The organism is Natronospira sp. (assembly GCF_007134575.1).
In the GTDB taxonomy this organism is placed as follows: domain Bacteria; phylum Pseudomonadota; class Gammaproteobacteria; order Natronospirales; family Natronospiraceae; genus Natronospira; species Natronospira elongata.
Genome location: NZ_SLKM01000065.1, coordinates 1 through 24,109 on the forward strand (window position 1 = coordinate 1; position 24,109 = coordinate 24,109).

The 24,109-nt window shown below is 62.2% G+C and carries 24 protein-coding genes; 9 read left to right on the top strand and 15 right to left on the bottom strand.

Annotated features, from left to right (window positions below; translation table 11 throughout):
- Positions 1-327 precede the first annotated feature (327 nt).
- The 3 genes from ACJWXQ_RS02575 to azu all read left to right on the top strand — a co-directional run bounded on the left by ACJWXQ_RS02575 (position 328) and on the right by azu (position 1,531).
- Positions 328-738, top strand: coding sequence for a DUF4156 domain-containing protein (locus tag ACJWXQ_RS02575; protein WP_346051764.1), 411 nt, complete (start codon positions 328-330; stop codon positions 736-738).
- Positions 728-982, top strand: a complete 255-nt coding sequence (locus ACJWXQ_RS02580; RefSeq protein WP_346051762.1) for a DUF2835 family protein — start codon at positions 728-730, stop codon at positions 980-982. The genes ACJWXQ_RS02575 and ACJWXQ_RS02580 overlap by 11 nt, the downstream gene beginning before the upstream one ends.
- A 96-nt stretch (positions 983-1,078) precedes the next feature.
- Positions 1,079-1,531 (top strand): azurin, encoded by a 453-nt coding sequence (gene azu, locus ACJWXQ_RS02585; protein WP_346051761.1) that lies wholly within the window; start codon positions 1,079-1,081, stop codon positions 1,529-1,531.
- On the opposite strand, the gene ACJWXQ_RS02590 is transcribed toward azu, so the two are convergent.
- The 3 genes from ACJWXQ_RS02590 to ACJWXQ_RS02600 are packed head-to-tail and all read right to left on the bottom strand — an operon-like array spanning position 1,528 to position 3,583.
- Positions 1,528-2,760, bottom strand: coding sequence for an HD-GYP domain-containing protein (locus tag ACJWXQ_RS02590; protein WP_406672078.1), 1,233 nt, complete (start codon positions 2,758-2,760; stop codon positions 1,528-1,530). The two genes, azu and ACJWXQ_RS02590, sit on opposite strands and share 4 nt — an antisense overlap.
- A 10-nt stretch (positions 2,761-2,770) precedes the next feature.
- The gene (locus ACJWXQ_RS02595) at positions 2,771-3,172 is read right to left on the bottom strand and encodes a PilZ domain-containing protein (RefSeq protein ID WP_406672079.1); all 402 of its coding nucleotides are present in this window, start codon (positions 3,170-3,172) and stop codon (positions 2,771-2,773) included.
- Between the two features lie 9 nt (positions 3,173-3,181).
- Positions 3,182-3,583: a hypothetical protein gene (locus ACJWXQ_RS02600; protein WP_406672080.1), complete on the bottom strand. Its 402-nt coding sequence runs from the start codon at positions 3,581-3,583 to the stop codon at positions 3,182-3,184.
- 268 nt (positions 3,584-3,851) lie between these two features.
- Between ACJWXQ_RS02600 and ACJWXQ_RS02605 the strand changes: the two genes are divergently transcribed.
- Positions 3,852-4,547: a hypothetical protein gene (locus ACJWXQ_RS02605; protein ID WP_346051753.1), complete on the top strand. Its 696-nt coding sequence runs from the start codon at positions 3,852-3,854 to the stop codon at positions 4,545-4,547.
- Positions 4,548-4,599: 52 nt separating this feature from the next.
- On the opposite strand, the gene ACJWXQ_RS02610 is transcribed toward ACJWXQ_RS02605, so the two are convergent.
- The 6 genes from ACJWXQ_RS02610 to ACJWXQ_RS02635 all read right to left on the bottom strand — a co-directional run bounded on the left by ACJWXQ_RS02610 (position 4,600) and on the right by ACJWXQ_RS02635 (position 11,918).
- The gene (locus ACJWXQ_RS02610; RefSeq protein ID WP_406672081.1) at positions 4,600-5,805 is read right to left on the bottom strand and encodes a DUF4785 domain-containing protein; all 1,206 of its coding nucleotides are present in this window, start codon (positions 5,803-5,805) and stop codon (positions 4,600-4,602) included.
- 47 nt (positions 5,806-5,852) lie between these two features.
- The gene (locus tag ACJWXQ_RS02615; RefSeq protein WP_346051749.1) at positions 5,853-6,707 is read right to left on the bottom strand and encodes a hypothetical protein; all 855 of its coding nucleotides are present in this window, start codon (positions 6,705-6,707) and stop codon (positions 5,853-5,855) included.
- A 209-nt stretch (positions 6,708-6,916) separates the two neighbouring features.
- Positions 6,917-7,891: a YbgA family protein gene (locus ACJWXQ_RS02620; protein ID WP_406672082.1), complete on the bottom strand. Its 975-nt coding sequence runs from the start codon at positions 7,889-7,891 to the stop codon at positions 6,917-6,919.
- Between the two features lie 3 nt (positions 7,892-7,894).
- Positions 7,895-9,106 (bottom strand): hypothetical protein, encoded by a 1,212-nt coding sequence (locus ACJWXQ_RS02625; RefSeq protein ID WP_346051746.1) that lies wholly within the window; start codon positions 9,104-9,106, stop codon positions 7,895-7,897.
- A 101-nt stretch (positions 9,107-9,207) separates the two neighbouring features.
- Positions 9,208-10,494, bottom strand: a complete 1,287-nt coding sequence (locus ACJWXQ_RS02630) for an amidohydrolase family protein (protein WP_346051744.1) — start codon at positions 10,492-10,494, stop codon at positions 9,208-9,210.
- Entirely contained in the window at positions 10,494-11,918 is a 1,425-nt protein-coding gene (locus tag ACJWXQ_RS02635; protein WP_346051742.1) for an amidohydrolase, read from the bottom strand. Before ACJWXQ_RS02635 ends, ACJWXQ_RS02630 begins: the two co-directional genes overlap by 1 nt.
- 360 nt (positions 11,919-12,278) lie before the next feature.
- Between ACJWXQ_RS02635 and ACJWXQ_RS02640 the strand changes: the two genes are divergently transcribed.
- Positions 12,279-13,919, top strand: a complete 1,641-nt coding sequence (locus tag ACJWXQ_RS02640) for a cation:proton antiporter family protein (protein WP_346051740.1) — start codon at positions 12,279-12,281, stop codon at positions 13,917-13,919.
- Here ACJWXQ_RS02640 and ACJWXQ_RS02645 read toward each other — a convergent pair.
- Positions 13,916-15,550: a Na/Pi cotransporter family protein gene (locus ACJWXQ_RS02645; RefSeq protein ID WP_406672083.1), complete on the bottom strand. Its 1,635-nt coding sequence runs from the start codon at positions 15,548-15,550 to the stop codon at positions 13,916-13,918. The genes ACJWXQ_RS02640 and ACJWXQ_RS02645 overlap by 4 nt on opposite strands.
- A 4-nt stretch (positions 15,551-15,554) precedes the next feature.
- Between ACJWXQ_RS02645 and ACJWXQ_RS02650 the strand changes: the two genes are divergently transcribed.
- Complete coding sequence (locus tag ACJWXQ_RS02650; protein ID WP_346051736.1) at positions 15,555-15,995, top strand: hypothetical protein; 441 nt, start codon at positions 15,555-15,557, stop codon at positions 15,993-15,995.
- A gap of 79 nt (positions 15,996-16,074) precedes the next feature.
- Here the strand turns inward: ACJWXQ_RS02650 and ACJWXQ_RS02655 are convergent, their stop codons facing one another.
- Genes ACJWXQ_RS02655 through ACJWXQ_RS02670 form a run of 4 tightly spaced genes read right to left on the bottom strand, consistent with a single transcriptional unit; the run spans position 16,075 to position 18,600 of the window.
- Positions 16,075-16,983: a hypothetical protein gene (locus ACJWXQ_RS02655; RefSeq protein WP_346051734.1), complete on the bottom strand. Its 909-nt coding sequence runs from the start codon at positions 16,981-16,983 to the stop codon at positions 16,075-16,077.
- Positions 16,980-17,858, bottom strand: coding sequence for an ABC transporter ATP-binding protein (locus tag ACJWXQ_RS02660; RefSeq protein ID WP_346051732.1), 879 nt, complete (start codon positions 17,856-17,858; stop codon positions 16,980-16,982). The genes ACJWXQ_RS02655 and ACJWXQ_RS02660 overlap by 4 nt, the downstream gene beginning before the upstream one ends.
- On the bottom strand, positions 17,855-18,223 hold the full coding sequence (locus ACJWXQ_RS02665; protein ID WP_346051730.1) for a GntR family transcriptional regulator: 369 nt from the start codon (positions 18,221-18,223) through the stop codon (positions 17,855-17,857). The genes ACJWXQ_RS02660 and ACJWXQ_RS02665 overlap by 4 nt, the downstream gene beginning before the upstream one ends.
- Before the next feature lie 47 nt (positions 18,224-18,270).
- Positions 18,271-18,600, bottom strand: a complete 330-nt coding sequence (locus tag ACJWXQ_RS02670) for a hypothetical protein (protein ID WP_346051728.1) — start codon at positions 18,598-18,600, stop codon at positions 18,271-18,273.
- Positions 18,601-18,875: 275 nt separating this feature from the next.
- Between ACJWXQ_RS02670 and ACJWXQ_RS02675 the strand changes: the two genes are divergently transcribed.
- Positions 18,876-19,850, top strand: coding sequence for a malate dehydrogenase (locus ACJWXQ_RS02675; RefSeq protein ID WP_406672084.1), 975 nt, complete (start codon positions 18,876-18,878; stop codon positions 19,848-19,850).
- A 71-nt stretch (positions 19,851-19,921) separates the two neighbouring features.
- Here ACJWXQ_RS02675 and ACJWXQ_RS02680 read toward each other — a convergent pair whose 3' ends face one another.
- Entirely contained in the window at positions 19,922-20,998 is a 1,077-nt protein-coding gene (locus ACJWXQ_RS02680; protein WP_406672085.1) for a GGDEF domain-containing protein, read from the bottom strand.
- Positions 20,999-21,242: 244 nt separating this feature from the next.
- On the opposite strand from ACJWXQ_RS02680, the gene ACJWXQ_RS02685 reads away from it, so the two are divergent.
- Positions 21,243-23,720, top strand: coding sequence for an acyl-CoA dehydrogenase (locus ACJWXQ_RS02685; RefSeq protein WP_346051723.1), 2,478 nt, complete (start codon positions 21,243-21,245; stop codon positions 23,718-23,720).
- 8 nt (positions 23,721-23,728) lie between these two features.
- A partial coding sequence (locus ACJWXQ_RS02690; protein ID WP_406672086.1) for a DUF4286 family protein occupies positions 23,729-24,109 on the top strand: 381 nt, incomplete at its 3' end.

Sequence of the window (24,109 nt, forward strand, 5' to 3'; positions counted from 1 at the left end):
AACAACCCGCCCCAGTCCTTGGGCGCTTCTCGGCTTTCCTTCAGCATCGTACCCAGACCGCGGCCAAAGAAAAGAACCACGACCAACAGCAATACCCCAAGCAGCAATAACTCAAATCCGGACATTTCAGTGCCCATGCAGCCCTTCTCCCTTGATGGATCTCATGGTCAATTCCTGAGGAACCTCTGAGTGTGCAGCCAATCTCTATAGACAGGTTGCAGCTCATCAGGCCAGGACGCGGAAACAACCCAATCACTTTACACTGTGCCAGGCTTGGGCTGAAATGGAAGCTTCCCGCCAATCGCTCAACAACTGCCGGAGTGCACCATGCGTATTCATGACCGCTCGTCGCTCGCCACTGCCCTGATCGCAATGACCTTCACTGTCGCTGCCTGCACATGGGTTCGGCCGGAGTCAGGCACTGAAGGAATAGCCTTGATCAGCGAAGAACAAGCCGAAGCCTGCGAGCGCATTTCCTCGGTGGAGGTGTCCGTGCTCGCTCGGGTCGCCGGTATGGACCGCCATCAGGATGCGGTGGAAAGCGATCTCATCACCCTGGCCCGCAATCATGCCGTTGAACGCGGTGGTGACACCATTGCAGCCCTGAGCGAAATCGACAGTGGAAAGCAGCGCTATGGGGTTTATCGCTGCAGGGACGTGGATGTCGAGCCCAATGGAGATGCCGTGGAAGACGATGACGATGATGAAGGCGTCGTCGTGCGCGAGTATGAGGGATGAAGAATCCATCTGCCGCATTATCTTCCAGATCAATCTGGAGCGGCAGGATATGGAAAATTACTACGCTGGGCGCCTGACTCGTTTCGCCGGCCTCAGTGAGGATGGGCGACGAGTGGTGCTGCCGGCCAGTGCTTTTCGGCCGTTTGTCACCGAATCCGGTGTACACGGCCGTTTTGAGCTGGTCTACCAGCTCACCGAGAAACGCATTGTCTCACTCCGGCGGTTGGCACCGAATAGTGACTGATAAGCGGATTGAACTAGGCGCCCGCAGCAAAGTCCCAAGCCCCACAGGCCCGACCCTTCTCGGGGATGATCACTGCAGAAGAAAAAGGAGACAGACATGGGCAAGCAGACCCTACTCCCTACCCTGTTGATCACACTGTTTTTTCTGGCACCGTCAGCCTGGGCCGGAGACTGCAGCATTACCGTGGACAGCGATGACGCCATGAGTTTCGATACCGATGAGATCGTCATCGACCAGAGCTGCGATGTGATCGAACTGACCCTGACCCACTCCGGCGATCTGGGGATTGAGGCAATGGGCCACAACATCGTCTTTACCCGTGCCGAAGATCTGGAAGCTCTCGCCCAGGATGCCATGGAGGCAAGCGATGATGATTATGTCCCCGCTGGCGATGAGCGGGTGATCGCAGCCACCGACCTGATCGGCGGGGGGGAAAGTACAACCCTTGAACTGGACCCGTCGCTGTTCGAAGAAGACGGTGATTACCGCTTCTTCTGCTCTTTTCCGGGCCACTGGGGTGCCATGCAGGGCGAGGTTGTGATCCGTTAGGCGGCAAAGGCCTCGCGGGTGATAACCTGCAATAACTCCTGCTCACCGCCGTCCGGCTCAATGACCTGATCAATGTATTGTTGACGCTCATTGGCCGAGACGGCGGCCAGGTCATAAAGCGGCAGACGGGAATCACTGCTGCCATCCGGTCGACGGTAGATGCAAACCACCGGCTGCAGACGGCGGGTCACGGGGGTGTGAACCACCACTGCCTCGGCTCCACTGCCCAATCGCACCCGCGTACCCGCCGGATAGATGCCGGTGCAGCGAACAAAGGCCTCCACCAGACTGCGCCCCCAGGTATTGTCAGCATCACGCATCAAGGTGGTCACAGCCTGATAACCAGACAGCCGCGGCCGATCCAGACGATTGGAGGTCATGCTGTCATAGGCATTGGCCACCGCCACCACGCGTATGGGCAGCTCCAGCTCATTGCCTTTCAAACCTTCCGGGAAGCCTTGGCCGTCAATCCTTTCATGGTGGTAGCGGACGATTCGCTGGACCGTATCAGGAAGAGCACCCCCGGCCAGAAGGTGACTGCCAATAAGCGGGTGGCGGCGGATCTGGCCCCACTCCTCGCGACTCAACGGCCTCGGCTTATTCAACAGTTCGGGCGACAGGCTAAGCTTGCCGATATCGTGCAGCAGGGCACCAAACCCCACCGCCGCCACCTCGGCAGGCGGCAGCTCCAGTTCCCGAGCCAGTAGCAGGGCACGCAGACTGACATTGATCGAATGATCCAGCAGCCTGTCCTCATGCTGCTGCAGATTGGCCAACCAGTGAGCGACTTCCGGGTAGCTGGCCACCAGCCCGTCCAGGCGGGCGGCCGACTGGACCAGACGGTTGGACATGGCACCGCCTTCCTTCCTGCGTATCCGCTCAAAGGCCTGAGCCAAGCACTCCGCTGCAAAACGGCGGGCTGCCAGTCCGTCCCTCATGCCCTGGTGCAATCGCTTGCTGAGACTGATGACATCGCTTGCGGAAGCGTCTTTGACCTGCTGACTGCCAGTGCCCGACCCATCCGGCCTGGGAGTGGACGCGGGCAACTCGCGTGAACGCTCCCCGTCCACCCAGACGTACTCACAATGCTCCCGGAGTGCTCGGATATCGGCTTCGGTCTCAACCATGAAGCCCTGAAACAGGAAAGGTGTCTCCGTCCAGGGACGGTCAAGCTCACTGACGTAGAGCCCCGGAACCAGTTCGTCAACGGAGACGCGGAGTTGCTTCACCTGGAGACCTCTAGTCCTGTGAGTAAAGCTGGGTCAGCTCACGGGCGACCAATTCGGGATCGCCCAGCTGTTGCTCCAGCATGCGCCGCAGTTGGACGAATCCGGCCACGTCGAACATGTCCCAGTCACAGGCCACTTTCTCAGCCTCCACGCGGACCACATTGACTTCCATTTCCACGGGTGCCCCGCCCTCAAGCGCAATGCTCAACAGGCTGCGATCACCCTCATTCCCAGGCCATCCCTCGGGCCGGGTAAGAAGCGCCCCCTTAACGGAAACATTCAATAACTCGCAAGGCCATTGGCTGCCGTCAGTATTGAGACGAGCATCCGCCCGGAAGTCCACCCGCGTATGCCTGCGCCTCTCTTGCTTATCCGACTCTGTCGCCATCACGCCTCCCCGGCAGCCGCCCATTGTCAGCTGTTAGTCGTTATCAGCCCGGTGTTCCAGCTCCTGCTCTTCGATGTAATCCCTCAGGGCCTCATTGCGGGCCATGGCGGATCTAACGCGCTGGTAGCTCTCCGAATCAAGGCCGGCCTCACGGATCATTTCCAGTCGCTCACGGGTCATTTCCCGCTGCATCTCACCCGCGTCCTGCCCTTCGTCCCGATTACGCAGGCGCTGGACAAAATCCCGCTCCAGCTCAACCACCCGGTAATGAACGCTGGCAAAGGCATCCACTTCCTCCCGGTCCAGCTCACCGAAAATGGCGTCCTCTTCGGCTTCCTGCTCCTGCTGCTCCATTTGCTGCTCAGGCATGGGCTGGGCGATTGCCGCGCTCGCCAAAAAAGCGAAAATCAACACGCTGAGAGGCATTCTCCACATTGCTCTTCTCTCCAGACTCGATCAGGGCGGGCCTTGGGCCCGATGGAAACAAGCGCCTGCACCCGCGCCGGGCGGCAACGGTGCGGCAACCTGTATAGGCTACCACAGGCCGAGCAAAGCGCCCCCAGGGACGCGACCTGCGGCATCGGCCCGCCGGTCAGACGGGGATGCTGCATTTGACGGCGGCGCACGTATAATGGCGGCCGTTTACCCCGCCCCACGCCCGGGGCCGGTCATTATCAGCCGCTGCAAAGGATCGGGCACGCCAATGAGAAAACACAGTGTCTTTCTCGTCATTGCCATGGGCCTGCTGCCCTGGTCGCCAACCCCCGTGTCTGCCGAAGGCCTCGGCGGCGCCCAGGACTTCGCCGCCCGCGACTGGCAGGGGGACCGACAACGCCCCAATGAACGACAGCCCAGTCCTCGCCGCGGTGGACTGGACTTTGACTATTCCCACATCAGCGTCTGGGCCGGTACCGAGGAACTGGACGAGAGTGGCCTTGAGGGCGATAGCTGGCGAGTCGAAGGGGCCTACGAAACCGGCGAGAGCAGCTATGTCTTCCTCAACTGGCAGGAGGGGGATTACGAGGAACTTGGCAGCCGGGTCAGCCGCGAACTTGGCCTGGGCCTGCATGAACACTATGCCGACCGCAGTTCCTTCTTCGTCACCCTGAGCTATTTGCAGGATCGCTGGAGTGACGATGAGCTGTCCCGTTCGGACTGGAATCTCCTGCGGGGTCGCTACGGTGTCCGGGCCCGGCCCACCGACCGCCTGGAATTAGACGCGGCCGTGGTCTACAGCCGGGCAACGGGGTCCACCGATCTGGACAGCCGCTGGAGTTTCGACCTGGGCCTGTCGGTCTACCTGGGCGACAATATCGCCTTGCGCGCGGCGGGTATTGACCTGGATGGCCTGCAGCCGAGCACCCAGCTGGGGCTGAGAGTGGAGTTTGCGGGCTTCTAGTCCGAATGCCGCGGGGGCCAGCCAAAGCGGCCCCCGCGGATGGACGCAGGTATCAGCGCAGAGGCATGCCCGGCAGGATCGGTGTCCAGCCGCCGATCTGAATGCCCTGGTCCTGAACATGGAGCATGGCCATCCGGCTTTGATCCACCAGACGCAGATCCCGCAGCACCGCATCCCGCGGTGGCTCGCCCGGGAAGCTCAGCACCAGCTCGTGGGCGCCGGGCTCAAGCCAGCGGGCGGCATGGGCCGTGCCCGCACCGGGCAGGCTGGCCCGCAATTCATAGCGACCGGCCGTGCCCACTTCCACGCCAAGACGCAGACGCCACTCGCCACGCTCGCGTTCAAGGGCGATCCGACCATCCAGGCGAGCGGTGGGCGGTACCCCCTCAAAGGCGACGCGCACATCCCGTCGCACGGGACCGTCGGGACCGCGGGCCTGGATTCTGCCTTCCAGCTCCCAGAGACCGGGCTCAACCGCACTCAGCCGGGGCAGAGTGACCGTGGACAGATCATCCACCCGCATGCGCTCACCGGAGGGGCTGTGCAGCCAGGCTTCCACCGATTCCACTTTCAGATTCCGCAGGCCAGCCACGCCGGCTTCCGCCGACAGGCTCTCGCCCAGACTCACCAATGGCTGGGAAGCGGAGATCACGCCCACGGCCGGGCTCTCCGGTTCGAACACATGGACCTGATAGCGACCGCCGCGCATCAAGGCTTCCCGCCGAACCTGCAAGGTCGCCTCCCCGGCCGCAATGCGCCGGTCCAGGCGGAAAGCGAGGGTATCGGGACCAAACACCTCCCTTGCCGCCTGCTGATGTTCCGCCCCCGCCAATTCCCGGGCCACCGCACGGCCCTGCAGGGCCCAGGGCCCCTGACGGATCTCCACATCACGGCCCTGGAGCTGACGCGCACCTGAGGATCCCACCGGCGACAGCCTGACGACGGCGCCCGCTGCGCTCAAGGGCAGAGACACCCCATCGGCCAGTCTGGCCGCACTCACCTCGAGTCGGTAGCTGCGGCTCTCACCCTCGGGGGCCTGCAGCCCGCCGCTGTGAATCTTTCCATCCGAGGCGGGCATGAAAATGCTCGCCGCCTCACCACGAGGACCCTCCGGCCTTTCAGAAACCTGGGCCATCTGGGTGGTCCGGACGCTGCCCTGAAAATCGTCACTTGCCGGCGGCAGCAGACGGACTTGCTCGGCCGCTGCCGCCACGGGCAGGCTGGCCACCACCATCACGGTCAGAATTCGCTGAAACATGATTTCCCCTTGAATAAAGCAGTTTCTCACTGAAACCAATCTCGGACTCAGAGATCGTCTCGCAGAATATTGTCCAGCCCGAAGCAGGGCCGGCGGCTCTGGTTGTGGCTGAGGACATAACCGTTATCCATCATCCAGGTGTCCTCAAACCAGACATGACCGGCACCGGACTGGCTGTCACATTCGAGGAAGCCGTCGGCGCAACTGTCGAGCCAGGCCTGGGTGACGGCCAGTCCCACGTTGTAGTGGTAGCCACCGCAGTAGCTATTGCCGCTCCAGACGGCGACCCGAACGTTACTGCCCACCACGGACCAGAAGCCGCGGGGCAGAGAGGGGCGGCCGTCGGTGCCCAGCAACCAATTCTGGTTGTAGTGCGCCATCCAGTGAGTCTGCTGCATGCGAACGGCATCATTCTGGTAGCCCAGCAGCCAGCCCAGAGAGGACTCGAAGACATTACCTTCCATGACCGCGTTGGCCAGCGGTGTGCCCAGGCTGGAGGGGGCCAGGGCATTGACCCAGCGGGTGGCTTCAATGATGTCCGGGTAGCGACCATCCCAGGTGGGGTTGGAGAGGATCCAGCGCATGACGTTGCCGCCATTGGAATGGGTAATCACCACCAGATCATCGATGTCGTGGGCATGGATGAAGTCATACAGTTGCCCGGCCAGGCAGCCGGCGGCCGCCTCATCCCACATGTACTGCTCGAAATCGCAATTCACCACCACATGCCTGGCGGTGTCGTCCAGGCCGGATGCGACCGAGTCGACCATCGCGGCTGTCCAGTAGTCATTGCGGGCATCGGTCTGACTGCCTGTGCCATGCACGAAGGCAACGCCGGTATTGGCGAACAAGGCCGGCGCCAGTAACAGACAGGCAATCCCCATACAGAGTCGTGCCACCATAAAGGCCCTCCCGTTTCGTTGATTCTGGAAAACAGGAGCGACCCGCGGGCCGCTCCTTGTGTAGCCGAAACGCAACAGACTGCCGACAGGCTAAGCAGGCCGGACGGCAATCCGTTGCGCAGAGGCATATAAAAAACATAGCTGGGGAGGGCTCATTGTCAAACAAACGTTTGATTTTGGCGGCAGATCAAGGACTTGGCGAGGCGCCCTCAGCGTTCGCCGCTGCCGAGCTCACGGGGGAAGGGGTCGAGATAGTGCTGGCCGGCCACGTAGGCCTCGGGGTGACGGCGCAAATGATGGCGAAGCAGGGTCAGCGGCACCAGCAGGGGGTGCTCACCCCGGCGATAAGCCTGGATGCTGTCCTCCAGTTCCTGACGGTCACCGCCATCCAGTTGCTTTTTGAAAAAGCCTGCCAGGTGCATCAGCACATTGGCGTGATCCCGTCTTGAGGCATGCTTCGAAAGCGCCTGCATCAATTGACTCAGGTACTGTTCGGCCAGCGCCTGGATATCGCCCTTGCCGGCGCCGGCCACCAGCCGTCCAAGCTCGCGATAGGCCTGCTGGTCGTGGGCCAGAATCAGAAATTTATGCTGGGTATGGAACTGGACCAGGCTGCCGGCATCCAGGCCTTCGGCCTGCAGGCGGCGCCAGCGGTCATAGACGAAAACCCGCTCGATGAAATTGTCACGCAGATTGGGATCGTTGAGCCGCCCTTCCTCCTCCACCGGCAGGCAGGGATGGCGTGCCATCAGCGCTTCAGCGTAGAGCCCCCGGCCCTGACCGGTGGGCATGCCCTTGACGTCATAGACCTTGACCCGCTCCATGCCGCAGCTCGGCGACTTGGCCTTGAGGATGTAGCCGCTGATCTGCCCGTCCAGGTTCGCCGCCTGCTCACGCCCGTAAGCTCTCAGGGCATCGCTGAAATCCCTGGACGGATCATTCACCTGGCGGGCCTGCGGTGCGTCCGGGTCCCCCACCAGGCGGATCGGTGGGCGCGGCACCCCCATGCCGATGGCTACCTCCGGGCAGAAAGGCAGATAGCGAAAGTAACGGCCGAGAACCTGCTCAACGTAACGATGACGCTTGTGGCCACCGTTGTAGCGGACTTCCTCTCCCAGCAGGCAGGAACTGATGCCTACCGGAATACGACCGTCCTGCTCGGCACTGGCATCCAGGGTCTGCATGGCCTAGTCGGAGATATCGAAGGACAGTACGCGGTCATTATCACTATCCACCACCAGCAGCTCTTCTCCATCGGAATAAACCGCTTCCGGTCGGGATAGACTGCGGGCATTCACCGGGCTGTTGTCGCCGGTGTTGTTGCGCTGATTGGAGCGCCGATCAGGCTGACCGAGCACCGCATCGGCCTGGACATGGTTGCGGCTGGGCCAGCGGTCGTAGATCAGGACCCGGTGATTGCCCCGGTCGGCCACGAAAAGACGGCTGCCATCCCACCAGACAGCGGTGGGAGCATTGAGACCGCGTTCCAGACCACCGGCGTTGGTGGTATTGCTATCCATGTCTTCCTGGCCAATGACACGATCGGCCGGCTCACCCTCCTCCGGGAAACTGTCCCAGAGCAATACCCGGTTGTTGAAACGATCGGCCACGGCCAGTCGATCCCCGTCGGTCCAGATACCGGCCGGTCCGGAAAGGCTGTCCGCCGAGGCTTGACCCTGACCCCGATTGGCGACGCAAGTGGATAGGTCCGGCTGACCGATCACGCCCCGGGCATCGGCACCGCTGGCATCACCGCGCTCGAACAGCAGCAGGCGGTTGTTCTCATAATCCGAAACCAGCAGACGGCTGCCGGGGGCGGCCACCCCCCAGGGAGAATCCATGGCATCCGCGTCGCATCCCGGCAGCAGGACCTCATCCCGAGTCGGTTGACCGAATACCCGGTCGGCATCCTGGGGCCCGCTGGTCGGTCGCTCGTTCCAGAGCAGCACCCGATGATTGGCCAGATCGGCAACCGCCAGGCCCCAGCTACCGGCGATCAGACCCACCGGCTCATGCAGGCCGGCCCGATCCCGGCCGCGGCCATCGTCACTCATGCCCGGCTGGCCAAGGACAAAATCCGCTGCTTCGTTATTGCGGTCCGGTGGACTGCCCCAGCCCAGCACCCGGTTGGCCCCGCTGTCGGCAATATAAAGGCGGCCACCGGAAACAATGACCCCGCCGGGATCAAGCAGAGTGTTGGCATCGGTGCTGCGATCCGACTCGACCACGGTCATGGAGCTTTGCCCAATGACATGCTGGGCCCGCTTCCAGGTCAGTGAGGCGCTCTCACCGTCACTGCCACCGCGGAGGATTTCATCCACATCGAAGGGACAGCCATTGGAGCCGGCCACCATGAAGGAGGCAAGCACGAGAATGAGGATTTTGAGTAGACGATTCATACCGAAATCATATCAAAGCCGGGGAGGGCCTGTCGGACAAAAAAAGGCCCTTCCCCTGCGGGAAGGGCCTGTCTCGGTCCTGATTTCTCAAGGCCCCGTGCCTAGCGACGATAGGCGCGGGGCAATTCATCGTCTTCCAGATTCATATAACGATCCCGCAGGCGGGTATGCCGGGTTTCCATGGACATCTCCCGACCCTTGATGATCACATGGTCCGGATAGCTGGTGACTTCCAGCGGATCCCCATCCCAGACCACCAAGTCGGCATCCAGGCCGGCCTCAATCCGCCCGACCCGGTCGTCGATCCCCCAGATCCGTGCCGGCTGCGACATGACCGCAGCCAAGGCGACCTCATGGGGCAGGCCGTGGGCCACAGCATTGCCGGCCGCCTGGGTGATGTTGCGGGCATTGTGGCTATCACCGGTGGCAAAGGCGAAGTCGACACCGGCTTCGTGCAGGCGTGCTGCATTCTCCAGCGTGGCCCCGAGAGATTCGAAACGACCGGGGAGGTTCTGCAGCGGATCAATCAGCACGGGCACATTGAGTGCCGCCAACTCATCGGCCACTTTCCAGGCCTCAGCACCGCCGCTGATCACCAGGCGGAGATCAAAATCCGTGGCCAGACGCAGGGCGGCGCGAATATCACTGGCCCGATGAACCTGGACGATGAAGGGCATGTCACCCTCAATCACCGGCTGCAGGGCCTCCAGGTCCAGCCGCCCCAGGGCGTAGTCGCGCCGTTCCCGCCGCTCGAAGGCACTCCGGTTGTCGGCGAAGTCACGGGCATCCTGCAGGGCTTCCCGTAGATGCAGCATGGCCGCGCCACGGGAACCGCCCGACAGCTGGGCACCGGTCTCGCCGAGACTGGCATACATGGCCGCCGGGCTGCGGGTGACATAATCACCCTCACCTCCCAGGTCAATGATCGCGCCACGCCCGGCGATCAGGGTGCCGCCGCTGCCATGACCGGGTGCCACCACGGCACGGGTGATCCCTTCCACCCGATTCACGGGAATCAGCATGGATGCCGGGTTAATGGCATCGGTGACATCAAAAGCGGCGGTGAAATGACGACCCGACACCGAGCTGTCATTGCTGCCACTGACCGCACCGACTTCGACAATGCCGATCTGGCCATGGGCATCGATAATGCCGGGTGTGACGATCCGACCCTCGGCATCGATTCGGGTCACACCCGACGGTGCACTCAGGTCGCTTCCAACCGCCTCGATACGACCATCACGGACCAGGATGGTGGCCTCTTCGATGACCCCATCCTCACCCAGGGTGTGGACGGTGGCATTGGTGATGGCGAGACGCTCGGCCATGACGGGGCCAGCAGCCAGCCCCCATGCCGTCAGCAAAACTAGGGCAATGGATCTGAGCATCACTGATCTCCTTCAAACATGCCGAGGGTGAAATCCAGTTCCGGAAGGCGCAGGGGATCGTCCCGGTCATAGATCCGGGCCCCGTCGATGAACACCAAGCGGGTGCGGCTGTAGACACTGAAGGGATCACCATCCCAGAGCACCACATCGGCGTTCTTGCCCGGCTCCAGGGAGCCGGTGACCTCGTCGATGCCGAGAATGCGGGCGGCATTGAGGGTGATCCAGCGGATGGCCTGTTCACGGCTGACCGCCATGCCGGCCCGGTTGGCGGCCGCCATGGTCTTGGCCGCTTCCTGATTCAGGCGCTGAATGTCCTGGGCGGAGTCGGAATGCAGCACGGCACAGGCGCCCGCCGCTTCCACCAGGGGGATGTTCTCCCGGATGCCATCCCAGGCCTCCAGCTTGAAGCCCCACCAGTCGGACCACATGGCCGAACAGACGTCGGCCTCGGCAAGCCGGTCAGCGATCTTGTAGGACTCCACCGCATGATGAAAGGCAGTGATATGAAAACCGAATTCCTCGGCGATATCCATCCGATGGGTCATCTCATCGGCACGATAACAATGGTTATGCAGCAGGATTTCGTCGTTGAGGACACCGGCAATGGTCTCCATCGCCAGGTCACGCTTGGGCGCGTCCACATCCTCGCCATTGGCCTTCTTGCGCTTGTAGTCTTCCCAGCGGTCCAGATAATCCTGGGCGTCGATGAAGGCGCTGCGCACGAAAGCCTTGTTGCCCATGCGGGTATAGGGCTGGGAGTTTCTGCCCTGGCCGTAGACCCGCTTGGGGTTCTCGCCACAAGCCATCTTCAGCGCATGGGGGGCGCCCGGAAACTTCATGTCCTGGGCAGTGCGTCCCGGCACGTTCTTGATGGTCACCCCGCGCCCGCCAAAGATGTTGGCCGAACCGGGCAGGATCAGGGCGGTGGTCACCCCGCCTTCCAGGGCGCGGATGAATCCCGGGTCCTGGGGCCAGAGGCCGTGCTCGGCCCAGACATGGGCGGTGTTGGCGGAAACGATTTCGTTGCCATCGGCATGGGCCCAGTCACCCGGAGAGGGATAGACCCCAAGATGGGAGTGGCTATCGATGATCCCTGGGGTCAGCCAACCCCCATCGGCATCCACCACCCGGGCATCCTCGGGGGCCTCAATTTCGCTGCCGACCGCCTCGATACGGCCATCGCGCATCAGCAGGCTGCCATCGTCGATTCGCTCACCGGCGCCGGTAAGAATGGTGGCGTTGGTGATCAAGACCGTTTCCGATGGCAGCGGTCGGTAGGTGGATTCAAAACCGCCGGACAACACCGAAAACTCAAAATCATCCTCCGGTGCCGCCGGGGGCTCGGACTCGCCACAGGCTGCCAGACCGAGGGTCAATGCCCCCGTGGCCGCCAGCCATGTGATCTTGGACAGGATTCTGGCCATGCTTCCTCCTCGTCTATTGAAATGATCCGCAGCGCGCCATTGTGCTGCTGGACTGGTATCGGAAGCCTCTTGCGCGAGACTTCCGCCGTCCCCTTTGTGAATTCCCTTTCGGGCCGCCTTACGGCAAACCATTCAAGCTCTCAATAACCAAGGAACATCTGACTAATTCATTTGCACCCGCAGTTGGCGCTGAGAGCGTCTGATTCAAGGCGCATTGCGCAGCACAGTAGCCTCTGCGCTACGGGCAAGCAATGAATTAATCAGTGGTTCCCCAGCAGGAATGGATTCATCACAGGCCCCCGATATGGTTCAATCCCGTCTGGTGCTGCCGCAACACAATAACCGAAAACCGGGTGTCTGATGGAAACCGAATTCTTCGATATCGCCATTCTGCTCGCTCTCGCCGTCGGGATCGGGGGCCTGGCCATGCTCTTGCGCCAGCCCCTCATCGTAGCCTTTATCGCCGCGGGCATCATCGCCGGGCCGGCGGTAACCGGCCTGGTGCCTCATCCCGGTGATATCGAACTGCTGGCCGAACTCGGCATCGCCCTGTTGCTGTTCGTGGTGGGCCTGAAGCTGGACTTGTCCCTGATTCGCACCATGGGTCCGGTCGCTCTGGCCACCGGCATGGGCCAGGTCATCTTCACATCGGTGGTGGGCTATTTCATCGCCATCGCCCTTGGCATGTCACCGGTTACCGCGCTGTACGTTGCCGTGGCGCTGACCTTCTCCAGCACCATCATCATCGTCAAGCTGCTGTCCGATAAACGCGAGATCGACGCCCTACACGGCCGGATCGCCATCGGCTTTCTGATCGTTCAGGACATTGTGGTGGTGATGGTGATGATCGGGCTGTCGGCCTTTGGCGCCGGCACCGACACCGAAGGCCCCTGGATGGAAGCCCTCAGGGTTCTGGGCGCCGGCATCGTCATGCTGCTGGGGGTCGCCATCGCAATGCGCTATATCCTGCCGCGACTGATGGAGATGATCGCCCGCAATCGGGAATTGTTGGTCCTGTTTGGGATTGCCTGGGCGGTCACCCTGGCCGCGGTCGGCGATGCCATGGGTTTCAGCATGGAGGTCGGCGCCTTCCTGGCGGGCATCTCCCTGGCCTCCACCCGCTTCCGTGATGCGCTGGGTGCCCGTCTGACCACCGTGCGCGACTTCCTGCTCCTGTTCTTCTTCCTGCATCTGGGCTCGCAGCTCGAGCTGGACCTGCTGGGTGCACAGGTGGGACCAGCGCTGATCCTGTCGGCCTTCGTTCTGATCGGCAACCCCATCATCGTCATGATCATCATGGGTTTCATGGGCTATCGCAGCCGAACCGGCTTCCTGGCCGGCCTGACGGTGGCCCAGATCAGCGAGTTCTCCCTGATCCTGGCCGCCCTGGGCTACAGTCTCGGCCACATTACTGCCGAAACCGTGGGCCTGGTGACCCTGGTCGGCCTGATCACCATCGGTCTGTCCACCTATCTGATCATTTACTCTCATCCCATATACGACCGCATTGCCCCGTGGCTGCGGATTTTCGAGCGTGAGCGGATGCCGCAGCAGGACCAGGATAGCCAGAAGGAGGCGGCGGTCGATGTGATCGTTTGCGGCCTCGGCCGTTTTGGTTATGACCTGGCCATGAAACTGAGCGACCGGGACATCCAGGTACTGGGCGTGGATTTCGACCCGTCGGCAGTAGACGGACTGCTCGCAGAGGAAGTTCGGGCCTGCTACGGCGATGCCGAAGACCCGGAACTGGCCGAACGCCTGCCGCTGAGCCATGCCCGGATGGTCATCAGTACCATTCCGGATCCGGTCGCCAACCGGGCGCTGCTCGACAGCCTTCGCCATGGCGGCTTCCAGGGCCGGATCATGCTCACCGCCCATCACCCGGCGGATATCCGGGCGCTGGCTGATCTTCCGGAACATGAATTGCTGCTGCCCTTCCGGGATGCGGCCAGCAGGACAGCGGAACGGGTTGCCGAAGGCCTGCGATCGAAAGGCGGCTAGGCGTTTTCGCCTGCCGAGGCCGTGGTTTCGGCAGGCGCGGCCTCGTCGTCCAGCGCCTGACTGAAGGCACGGGCGTGCAGACGGGCGCGCCCGGCGGTTTTCACTGCCCGCCGGAGAATGCTGAAGTAATCCAGCCACTCACTCATCTGGCGACTGCTCATGCGCTTGGCGGCCCCGGCCGAGAGCAGCTCGGACTTGACCACCTGGTAACGCTCGTCAAAGACAGGGTCCAGTCCCGTTTCAGTGAGCCGCTCCGGCTTGAGGTCCCGAGCCAGGGCGGTCAACAAGGGGGCGGTGTCCGGGTCTTCCACCGGGCACCGGGAAGGCAGGCGGCGGGCCAGCTCATCCAGTTCCAGGGCGCGTTCGGACAATTCCTCCAGATAGCGCGTGGCCCTCAGCACCTGAGGCAGTGCCTCTTTTTGCCGCGACTTCATATCGTCGGCGCTCAAGCCCTGCAGGGCGTCGTTGATGCTGTCCAGCAGGGTTCGCAGATCCCCCTGAGTGCGGGTCAGTCGAGCCGGATCCGGCCGCTTGGCGGCAATGGCATCGTGAAAAAGGTGACTGGCGGCCACCAGGCTGCGGTTGAGCTCCCGATCCACCGCACGCAGGCCCAGGCTGGGTGTGCTCAACACGGCCTCGTCAAGGAACTGCGGCCGCGCCAGGCTACCGGCAACGGGGCGAAAGTAACGCCCCAGGGCGTCGACCATGAGACCGGTCAGAGGCCAGATGGCGGCCAGACCGATCAGCTTGCCAATGCTGTGGAAGAAGGCCAGCGACACGGCCATGGAGTGCCCCATGCCCACCGCAGCAGCCAGCCACTGGACCAAGCCTAGCAGGAACCCGAAGGCCAGGAACAGAATGGTCGCTTCCAGCAGGTTGAAGATCACATGGGAGGCGGCCACGCGACGGGCATTGGGGGTCGCGGCCAGGGATGCGAACACGGCGGTGGAAGTGGTGCCCAGGTTGGCGCCGATCATCATGGCCGCCGCCCCGGGCAGTCCCAGCAGGCCGCCGGAGGCCGCGGTAAGAATGACCGCCAGGGCGGCGCTGGAAGACTGCATGATAACGGTCATCACGAAACCGGCCAGCAAATGCAATAGCAGCAGGAGCACACCCTCGCTCTCCACCGCCGGAGTCAGCATGGGACCGGTCTCCCGGAACATGTCCGTCATTACGTCCAGGCCAAGGAAGAAAATGCCGAAGCCGGCAATGGCATCCCCCATTGCCCGCCACTGGCCATAGCGGGCCAGGATGCGCAGGAACACGCCGACGCCAATGAAGGGCAGAGCGAAGGCCTTGAGGCTGAACTCCAAACCGACCACGCTCACCAGCCATGTGGTGGCGGTAGTACCCAGGTTGGCACCGTAGATCACCCCCACCGCCTGGCTCAGCCCGATGATCCCGGCGTTGACGAATCCAATGGTGGCAAAGATCACCGCGCTTGAGGACTGCACCAGGCTGGTGATCAGAGCGCCGGACGCCAGACCGCGAATCCGGCTGCGAGTGGCAAAACCGAGGATATGACGCAGGGCGTCGCCCGCCGCTACCTTCAGGCCCTCGGTCATCAGCCGCATGCCGAGCAGAAACAGCCCGATGCCGCCAATGAAATTGAGCACGAGGAAAAGATTCACATCCATGACTGCAATGATAGCCTGTGAGGAAGCCCTGTTTCAGAGTAGCCGAATGCCGAGAAGGCCCAGCCAGACTAGACATCGTCAGTGGATCCACCAGCTCATCGCCCTGGGCCGGCGCTGGGGCTGGCTTTTTGCCCTGCCGCTGCTGCTGATTGCAGCGCTGGCCCTGCAGCAGGAACAGCTCCATGTCTGGGCCCTGGCAGCCGGCCTCGTCTGCGGCGCGCTGAGTTTCAATCATGGCCGTCATTATTACCAGGGGGGAGAGGAAAGCCATTGGCTGCTGACCATCGCCTTCGCCTTTCTCGGCTGGCCCTTCCTGCAGCTTCTTGAGGCCAACGGTGCCGATCAGGCGCAACAGAGCTGGATCAGCCTGCAGTATTTTGCAGCGGTATTGGCAGTCTGGTTCAGTCGCGCCTGGATGGAGCAGCCTCCAGAGGGCTAAAGGGGAAAACCGAATAAGAAAAACCCGCTTCCGGAGAAGCGGGTTTTTCTTATTCCTTAATGGCTTGTGAACGGCCGGCTCAGGCAGTCTCGCCGCGATAACGGCGGATGGCGACCGCTGCGGCAATGAATGCCACGCCCACCGCCAGACCAATCCAGAAAGCAGGCTCGGCAAACCCGGCCAGACCGGTGATCTCGGCGGCGGAGGCCTCCACATTCAGGTCGCCGGTGCGGAAACCAAAGTCCTGTTGCTGGGCGTTCTGGAAAGGCAGGGAGATATGATGCCCGATCATCTTCAGGAACTCCCTGGAACTGAGCGCCACCCACTCCACCAAGGCCACACCCAGGGGCGGGAGCACCGCCCACAGAAAGGCGGCCTTGCGGGCCCAGGCCGAGACCAGGAACAGCCAACCGAAGTAGGGCAGGAACCAGAGGCCAAGCAACCACATATCGCCCAGCATGCCGAACAATGCAGACAGGGCGGCCAGTGGCTGCAGATAATCGCCGAAACTCATGTCCGTACCCATGACGAGAATGGGCGCGAGTAACAAGCCAAGAACCTCCAGCGCCAGCCCCACCAGCAGCACAATTACCGGTGCCACCAGCAGGACCACCAACAACTTGGACAATACGGTCAGGGTGTCCGAGACCGGCAGCGACCGCCAAAACAGAATACTGCGGTCACGGCGTTCACTGTAGAGGCAGTCGAGGGCATAGAAGAACAACACGACCACCATGACGGCGTAAATCGTGAAGGCACTGGCCCGTGTCATGCCGTGGGCAACATCAAAGGCCCGGTCACCCGTCATCTGCGGCAAGACATGCTGATTGAATTGTTCCACCGCGGTGGGATTGCTCACCAGGCTGATGAAACCCCAGACCGAGGCCACCAGAAACAGTGCTGCGGTCACGGCAGGCGCAATCCACAGGGACTTGTGTTCCCACAGCTCGCGCCGGATGAGGCTGTACATGGCATGCAATTGATTCATGACTGCACCTCCCCGGCGGTTGCCGGACCCTTGCCCATCTTGGCAACGAAAATGTCGGCGATACCCGGATTATGGATCTCCCCCAGCTCCGCGAGCCGCTCCCGCGGCTGCTCCTCAAACAGGAACAGGTGACGACCCAGCAATTCCCGTTCATGCAGGGGATTCATCTCACGGGCCCTGTCGGCATCAGCCGGCTTGACCAGAACCTCGCTGAATCGTTTGGGTAACGTTTCCATTTCCTCATCAAGCACCAGCTTCCCTGCCTTGATGAACATGACATGGGTCAGAATTTTCTCGATCTCTTCCACCTGGTGGGTGGTAACGAGAATGGTGCGATCACCATCAAAGTAATCATTCAGAAGATGGTCATAGAAGGCCTTGCGATAGAGAATATCCAGACCCAGCGTGGGCTCGTCCAGAACCAGCAGACGGGCATCAATGGCCATGATCAGGGCCAGGTGCAACTGGGTGATCATGCCTTTGGAGAGCTGGCCGACCTTGCGATCGCGCCGAATCTCGGTTCGGGCGAGAAAGGCCTCGGCTCGTTCACGGTCAAAGCGGGGATGCACACCCTCGACGAAATCCAGGGCCTGCCAGACCTTGAGCCAGCGGGGCAGAACAGCCACATCGGCGATGAAACAGACATCGCGCATCAACTGATGCCGGGCCTGGCGAGGATCCTGGCCCATGACCTCCAGCTCCCCGTCAAAGCGGGTCAGGCCGAGAATGGCCTTGAGCGCGGTGGTCTTGCCGGCGCCATTGGGCCCGATCAGGCCGACAATGGAACCGGGCTGGATTTCGAAGTCCAGGCCACTCAGGGCCTCGGTCCGCCCATAATGCTTGCTCAGATTGCTTGCCTTGATGACGGCGCTCATGATTGTCGCTCCCTATTCCCCGCGGACAGCAGTTTCTCCGGATCCAGGCCGAGTCGCTCGATGCGCTCGAGAATCTGCGGCCATTCCTGCTCGAGAAACTGCTGACGTTCGGATTCGCGCAGACGGGATACGGCCCCATCGCGCACGAACATGCCTCGCCCCCGGCGCTTGTCCACCAATGCCTCGTCCTGCAGGGCCTGGTAGGCCTTGAGCACGGTGAGCGGATTGATCTGGTACTCGGTCGCCACATTGCGGACCGAGGGGAGGGCGTCACCCTCGGCGAGGACGCCCTCCAGGATCATGTCCACCACTCTGTCTCGAAGCTGGCGGTAGATCGGCTGATTGTCATTCCACTCTTGGTCCATGGTGCTGCCTCGGTTGGGGCCAGCCTTGCGGGCTCTACTGCCTTACATTAACGGTTACCGATGTACATCACCAGTCCACCGACCAGTCCATCCTCGTCTTCGATGGCTTCGCAGGGCTCGGAGTCCCCGTCACGCGGGGCTTCGGCCAGCTGTTCGCGGACTTGCACCTGATCCAGACGCGAGCCGCTCTCACGCAGACTTTCCATCAATTCAGCCGCCAACTGCGCCCGATCGACGCTCAGATCGCTGGCGAAAAGCTCACTCGGCGAGCTGCGCTCAAATTCAATCCCGGTGCCGGCAGCAGCGGGGACGGTGACCAAAACGCCCGTGGCCATAGCCAGGGCAGCAAACAGCGTTGTTGCGTTACGGATCGTCATTTTCCACCTCCTGGGGCATCTGCCCCGTTTGCTGTTGTAGTTAACTATAACACTCAATCGAAGAATTGCAAGGGGGCGGAAGAAGATTTTTTTGGGAAACCCCGGGTGGACGCAGCCCAGGACGAGAGCACGGGGCCGGTTCAGCGCGCCATTGCCGCTCCTGTTAGAATGGCGCGCCATCGGCAGGCCGGCCGCCGCCCGGGCGGCGGCCGGAGCGCCTGCGCAAGCCGAATCCAGTCCCAATCCATCCCAATTCGAGATTCAGGGAGCCAACCATGAAAAAACCGCTTCGCGTCACCATTACCGGCGCTGCCGGCCAGATCGGCTACGCCCTGGCCTTCCGCATCGCGTCCGGGGACATGCTCGGCAAGGATCAGCCGGTCATTCTCCAGCTGCTGGAGATCCCGCCCGCCATGGACGCCCTCAAGGGGGTCGCCATGGAGCTGGAGGACTGTGCATTCCCCCTGCTCCACGACATCGTCACCACCGATGACGCCAACGTGGGCTTCAAGGACACGGATTTCGCCCTGCTGGTGGGGGCCAAGCCCCGCGGGCCGGGAATGGAGCGCAAGGACCTGCTGAAGGAAAATGGCAAGATCTTCGGACCTCAGGGCAAGGCACTGAACGATCATGCCAGCCGCGACGTGAAGGTGCTGGTGGTTGGCAACCCGGCCAACACCAATGCCCTCATTGCCCAGGCCAACGCCCCGGATCTGGACCCGCGCAACTTCACCGCCATGACCCGCCTGGACCACAACCGGGCGCTGGCACAACTGGCCGAGAAGACGGGCAAGCACCACACCCGGATCGATGGCATGATCATCTGGGGTAACCACTCCGCCACCCAATACCCGGACATCGCCCACTGCAGCGTGGACGGCAAAGCCGCCCCGGAACTGGTGGACCAGGGCTGGTACCGGGATGATTTCATCCCCACGGTGCAGCAGCGTGGTGCCGCCATCATCAAGGCCCGGGGTGCCTCGTCTGCCGCGTCCGCGGCGTCGGCGGCCATCGATCATATCCGCGACTGGCATCTTGGCAGTAACGGCAAATGGGTGAGCATGGCCGTGCCCAGTGATGGTAGCTACGGCATCAAGGAAGGCGTCATCTACTCATTCCCGGTGACCTGCAAGAACGGCGACTACGAGATCGTCCAGGGTCTGGAAATCGATGCATTCAGCCGTGAGCGCATGACCCTGACCGAAGAGGAGCTGCGCGAGGAGCGCGAAGGCGTCAAGGAACTGCTGTAAGCGCCATTGCCCACGACAGGCCCCGGCGAGCCAATAGGCTCCGCCGGGGCTTTTTTGTTTCAGGCTCGGTTTCAGGCGGAATCGCGGCTACCCCCGAAAGCCTCTTGCAGGCGCGCAATGACGCGATCCGCCGACTCACCCGGCAATCTGCTCAGCATCTTGTGCAGGCGATCATAAAGGGCGTCTTCCATTCTTGAGCGCGCCTGGTCCGGCTCGGCCTCTGCCGTCGGGGGATGCACCATCACTGTTCCAGGCCCACGCTGACCGGCCTCGGACAGAGCCGCCTGAACGGACTGGTAAATGGCCTCCAGCTTTTCATCGGCGCTGTCCGAGGCAAGGTAAACCCCGGCCACCGGCGCCACTGTGGCCTGATGTTCGGCCGCGAACTTTGTTCCACCCAGGGTCTCGACCAAACGCTCCGCCAGGGCCTTGGCACCGCTGCGGTCATTATCCGGGCAGATCACGGCAAAGCGTGCTCCACCCAGGCGGGCGACCACATCCTCCTCCCGAAGGCTGTCCTGCAAGACAGCACCGACCTCCCGCAGGACATCGGCAGCCACCCGTTTTCCACGCCGCTTGACCAGAGCCTCGAAATCCATCAAATCGACACGAAGCAGAGCCAGGGGATAGCCATGTCTTAAACAGTGGGCCCGGGCTTCACGCAAGCGCTTTTCGAAATAGCGGGCGTTACCCAGTCCGGTGACGGAATCCTCGACATTACTGGCTTCCAGTTCCCGTGCCCTGCGCCGCATTCGGTCATGACTGGCATGCGCACGGGCACGAGCCAACAGTTGGGTGCGGTCAAATGGCTTGGTGATGAAATCCGTCGCCCCCTTCTCAAGGGCCTTGTCGCGAGCTGACTCTTCATCATTGCCGGTCACGATAATCACCGGCAGTGCCTGGAGCAGGCTATCCTCGCTGGACCGAATTCGCTCCAGCAGTTGATAGCCATCCATGCCGGGCATGCCTACATCCGAGAACAGCGCAAGGATATCCCGCTCCTTGGACAAGCGTTCCCATGCGGCAACCCCATCCGGCTCCACCACCAGTTCAAACTCTGGCTCGAGAATCTTCTTGGCCGACAGGCGCATGACCTTGGAATCGTCTGCCACCAGCAATTTGGGTCTGGCCTCGGCGTTGTCGCTCATAATTCTCCCAGGGTAGGTTTCATGACCACTCGGGCCCATTGCGCCTGTAAAAGTATCGCCAGCAACATAGCGGCGGGCTTTCCTACATCTATCAGGACAACTATAGTGGACCGTATCGAAATCGTCACCGGCAACTGACCCTGGCCCCTCCACGCCGAGGGCCGCCAGGAAGCGATCATCAAGCGCACTACCACCGCCATTTCATTGGGACCAAGCACCCAATGACTGAATCGGGAGAAGAACCTTGCTCACCTTGATCACTGTCCTCGTCCTACTTTTATTCGTCGCCTTGATGCTTTATCGGGGGGCAAGCCTGGGCGCCACCACCCTGGGCATCGGCATCGTTCTGGCGGCCTCCACCGGGGTTAGGCTGCTGGACACCGAACCCGGCGTCGGCAGCGGCATTGTCTGGGGAATCTTTTTCCTGCTGGCGCTGGTACTGAATGTTCGCCCCCTGCGTCGCGGGCTGATCAGCAAACCGGCCCTCAAGGCCTTCCGCAAGGTCATGCCGGAAATGTCCGACACCGAACGCGAAGCGCTGGAGGCCGGGACGGTCTGGTGGGAAGGCGAATTGTTCTCCGGCCGCCCGGACTGGGACAAACTGGTGGGCGCTCCTGCCGGCAAGCTGAGCGAAGAGGAACAGGCCTTTCTTGATGGGCCGGTGAATGAGCTCTGCGCGATGCTGGATGAGTGGCGCATTACCCATGAATGGGCCGACCTGCCCCATGAGGCCTGGGATTTCATTAAACGCAATGGCTTTTTCGCCATGATCATTCCCAAGGCCTATGGTGGGCTGGAGTTTTCCGCCCTGGCCCAGTCGGAGGTACTGAGCCGGGTAGCGGGCCACAGCCCCACCGCAGCCTCCATCATCGCCGTGCCCAATTCCCTGGGCCCGGGCGAGTTGCTGGAAAAATACGGCACTCAGGAACAGAAGGATCATTATCTGCCGCGCCTGGCCAAGGGTGATGAAATCCCCTGTTTCGGTCTGACCGGTCCCCGCAATGGATCCGATGCGGCCTCCCTGACCGACAGCGGTATCGTCTGCAAGGGCCAGTGGCAAGGCGAGGAAATCGTCGGCATCCGTCTCAACTGGCAGAAGCGCTACATCACCCTGGCACCGGTGGCCACGGTCCTGGGCCTGGCCTTTCGGCTGTATGACCCGGAGCACTTGCTGGGCGAGACCGAAGACCATGGCATCACCGCCGCGCTGATCCCCACCGACCTGCCGGGGGTGAGCACCGGGCGCCGACATTTCCCCCTCAACATCCCCTTTCAGAACGGGCCCACCGAAGGCGAGGATGTGTTCATTCCCCTGGACTACATCATCGGCGGGCCGAAGATGGCCGGACAGGGTTGGCGCATGCTGATGGAATGCCTGTCGGCCGGCCGTGCCATTTCCCTGCCGTCCAACACCACCGGCGCCGCCCTGGCCGGGATCGCTTCAACCGGAGCCTACGCCCGCGTTCGGCGACAGTTCGGCATGCCCATCGGTCGCTTTGAAGGGATCGAGGAAGTGCTGGCCCGAATGGGCGGCCTGGGCTGGACCATGGACGCCGCCCGTCGGGTAACGGCAGCTGCCATCGACCAGGGTGAAGAGCCCCCGGTGGCCGGCGCCATCCTCAAATACCATGTCACCGAAATGGCCCGCATCGTCGGCAACGATGCCATGGATGTTCAGGCCGGCAAGGGGATCTGCATGGGTCCGCGCAACACCCTCGCCCGTGGCTATCAGAGCATCCCCATCGCGATCACCGTGGAAGGGGCCAACATCCTGACCCGCAACATGATCATCTTTGGACAGGGTGCGATCCGCTGTCACCCCTGGGTGTTGCCACAAATTCATGCCACCCGTGAGCAAGACCAGGCCAAGGCCGTCCGTGACTATGACCAGGCCCTGTTCGGCCACCTGGGCTTCACCATGGGTAACGCCGTACGGGCGCTGTGGCTCGGCATTACCCGTGGCCGGGGCACAGCGGCGCCCGAAGGCCCCACCCGTCGCTATTACCAGCATCTAAGTCGCTTCAGCGCGGCCTTCGGGCTGATGGCCGATTTCTCCATGCTGACCCTGGGCGGCTCCCTCAAGAAGCGGGAGCGGATTTCCGCCCGCCTCGGCGACATGCTCAGCTATATGTACCTGGCCTCCATGGTCCTCAAGCGTTATGAAGACCTGGGCCGCCCCAAGGAAGACCTGCCCTTCGTGGAATGGGCCTGCCGTGATCTGATCTACAAACTGCAGGAACAGCTCCACGGCCTGCTGCGCAATTTCCCGGGCAAGCTGACCCCGCGTCTGTTACGAGCCCTGGTCTTCCCGCGTGGCCGCAGTTTTTCCAGTCCCAGCGATGCCCTGGGTCATGCCATCGCCAAGCGTCTGATCAGTGACCACCCCAGTCGGGACCGGCTGACGGAAATCGTGTATCGCAGCGACAAGAACAGTGCCATCGCTGTGCTGGAACGTGCCCTGGGCATGGCCGAGCGTTTCGAGCCGCTGGACCGCCGGGTTCGAGAGGCAGTCCGCGAAGGCCGCATCACCCACGCCACGACCGCCGACCAGTATCGCCAGGCCGGGGAGCTGGACATCCTGGATCAGGAAGAGCTTGAATTCATGCTCCGCTACGATGAGATGGTCAGCGAGATCATCGCCGTGGATGACTTCGAGGGTGAAGAACTGGCCGTGAACCCCTTACCAGGGATACCGGCACATGGCACCGGGCGAGATGGCTGAGATCACCCATGCGCGAAGAATGGGGGGAGCTGGAATCAAAAGGCGGGGAGCTGATCTACGAAGTCAATCTGGAGATCAGCCCCCGTCAAAAGGCAGCCTTTGACGACTGGCTCAGTGGCCATGTCCAGGCCCTGCTGGAACAGCCCGGCTTTCTCTCCGCCCGTATTCTTCGCAACGACGAACAAGCCGAAGATCGCTGGGCCCGGCGGACGGTCAGCTATCGCCTGCGTGATCGTCAGGCGCTGGATGATTACATTGCCGGCCCGGCCGAGGCCATGCGCGCCGACGGCCTGTGCCGTTTCGGGGGAAGCATGCGCGCCAGCCGCCGCACACTGCGGCTTGTAGCCGAAATCAGCGCCCTGGGCAACTGCGAGAACTGCCCTGGGGTG

Bases quoted from the DNA above. Each gene is read 5' to 3' on its own strand.
- ACJWXQ_RS02640 (WP_346051740.1), top strand. From the start codon at position 12,279: ATGGAAACCGAATTCTTCGATATCGCCATTCTGCTCGCTCTCGCCGTC.
- ACJWXQ_RS02625 (WP_346051746.1), bottom strand. From the start codon at position 9,106: ATGAATCGTCTACTCAAAATCCTCATTCTCGTGCTTGCCTCCTTCATG.
- ACJWXQ_RS02670 (WP_346051728.1), bottom strand. From the start codon at position 18,600: ATGACGATCCGTAACGCAACAACGCTGTTTGCTGCCCTGGCTATGGCC.
- ACJWXQ_RS02580 (WP_346051762.1), top strand. From the start codon at position 728: ATGAGGGATGAAGAATCCATCTGCCGCATTATCTTCCAGATCAATCTG.
- ACJWXQ_RS02615 (WP_346051749.1), bottom strand. From the start codon at position 6,707: ATGGTGGCACGACTCTGTATGGGGATTGCCTGTCTGTTACTGGCGCCG.
- ACJWXQ_RS02595 (WP_406672079.1), bottom strand. From the start codon at position 3,172: ATGGGCGGCTGCCGGGGAGGCGTGATGGCGACAGAGTCGGATAAGCAA.
- ACJWXQ_RS02655 (WP_346051734.1), bottom strand. From the start codon at position 16,983: ATGAATCAATTGCATGCCATGTACAGCCTCATCCGGCGCGAGCTGTGG.
- ACJWXQ_RS02665 (WP_346051730.1), bottom strand. From the start codon at position 18,223: ATGGACCAAGAGTGGAATGACAATCAGCCGATCTACCGCCAGCTTCGA.
- ACJWXQ_RS02600 (WP_406672080.1), bottom strand. From the start codon at position 3,583: ATGTGGAGAATGCCTCTCAGCGTGTTGATTTTCGCTTTTTTGGCGAGC.
- ACJWXQ_RS02620 (WP_406672082.1), bottom strand. From the start codon at position 7,891: ATGCAGACCCTGGATGCCAGTGCCGAGCAGGACGGTCGTATTCCGGTA.
- ACJWXQ_RS02630 (WP_346051744.1), bottom strand. From the start codon at position 10,494: ATGCTCAGATCCATTGCCCTAGTTTTGCTGACGGCATGGGGGCTGGCT.
- ACJWXQ_RS02605 (WP_346051753.1), top strand. From the start codon at position 3,852: ATGAGAAAACACAGTGTCTTTCTCGTCATTGCCATGGGCCTGCTGCCC.
- ACJWXQ_RS02650 (WP_346051736.1), top strand. From the start codon at position 15,555: ATGACTGCAATGATAGCCTGTGAGGAAGCCCTGTTTCAGAGTAGCCGA.
- ACJWXQ_RS02660 (WP_346051732.1), bottom strand. From the start codon at position 17,858: ATGAGCGCCGTCATCAAGGCAAGCAATCTGAGCAAGCATTATGGGCGG.
- ACJWXQ_RS02575 (WP_346051764.1), top strand. From the start codon at position 328: ATGCGTATTCATGACCGCTCGTCGCTCGCCACTGCCCTGATCGCAATG.
- ACJWXQ_RS02680 (WP_406672085.1), bottom strand. From the start codon at position 20,998: ATGAGCGACAACGCCGAGGCCAGACCCAAATTGCTGGTGGCAGACGAT.
- ACJWXQ_RS02610 (WP_406672081.1), bottom strand. From the start codon at position 5,805: ATGTTTCAGCGAATTCTGACCGTGATGGTGGTGGCCAGCCTGCCCGTG.
- azu (WP_346051761.1), top strand. From the start codon at position 1,079: ATGGGCAAGCAGACCCTACTCCCTACCCTGTTGATCACACTGTTTTTT.
- ACJWXQ_RS02675 (WP_406672084.1), top strand. From the start codon at position 18,876: ATGAAAAAACCGCTTCGCGTCACCATTACCGGCGCTGCCGGCCAGATC.
- ACJWXQ_RS02635 (WP_346051742.1), bottom strand. From the start codon at position 11,918: ATGGCCAGAATCCTGTCCAAGATCACATGGCTGGCGGCCACGGGGGCA.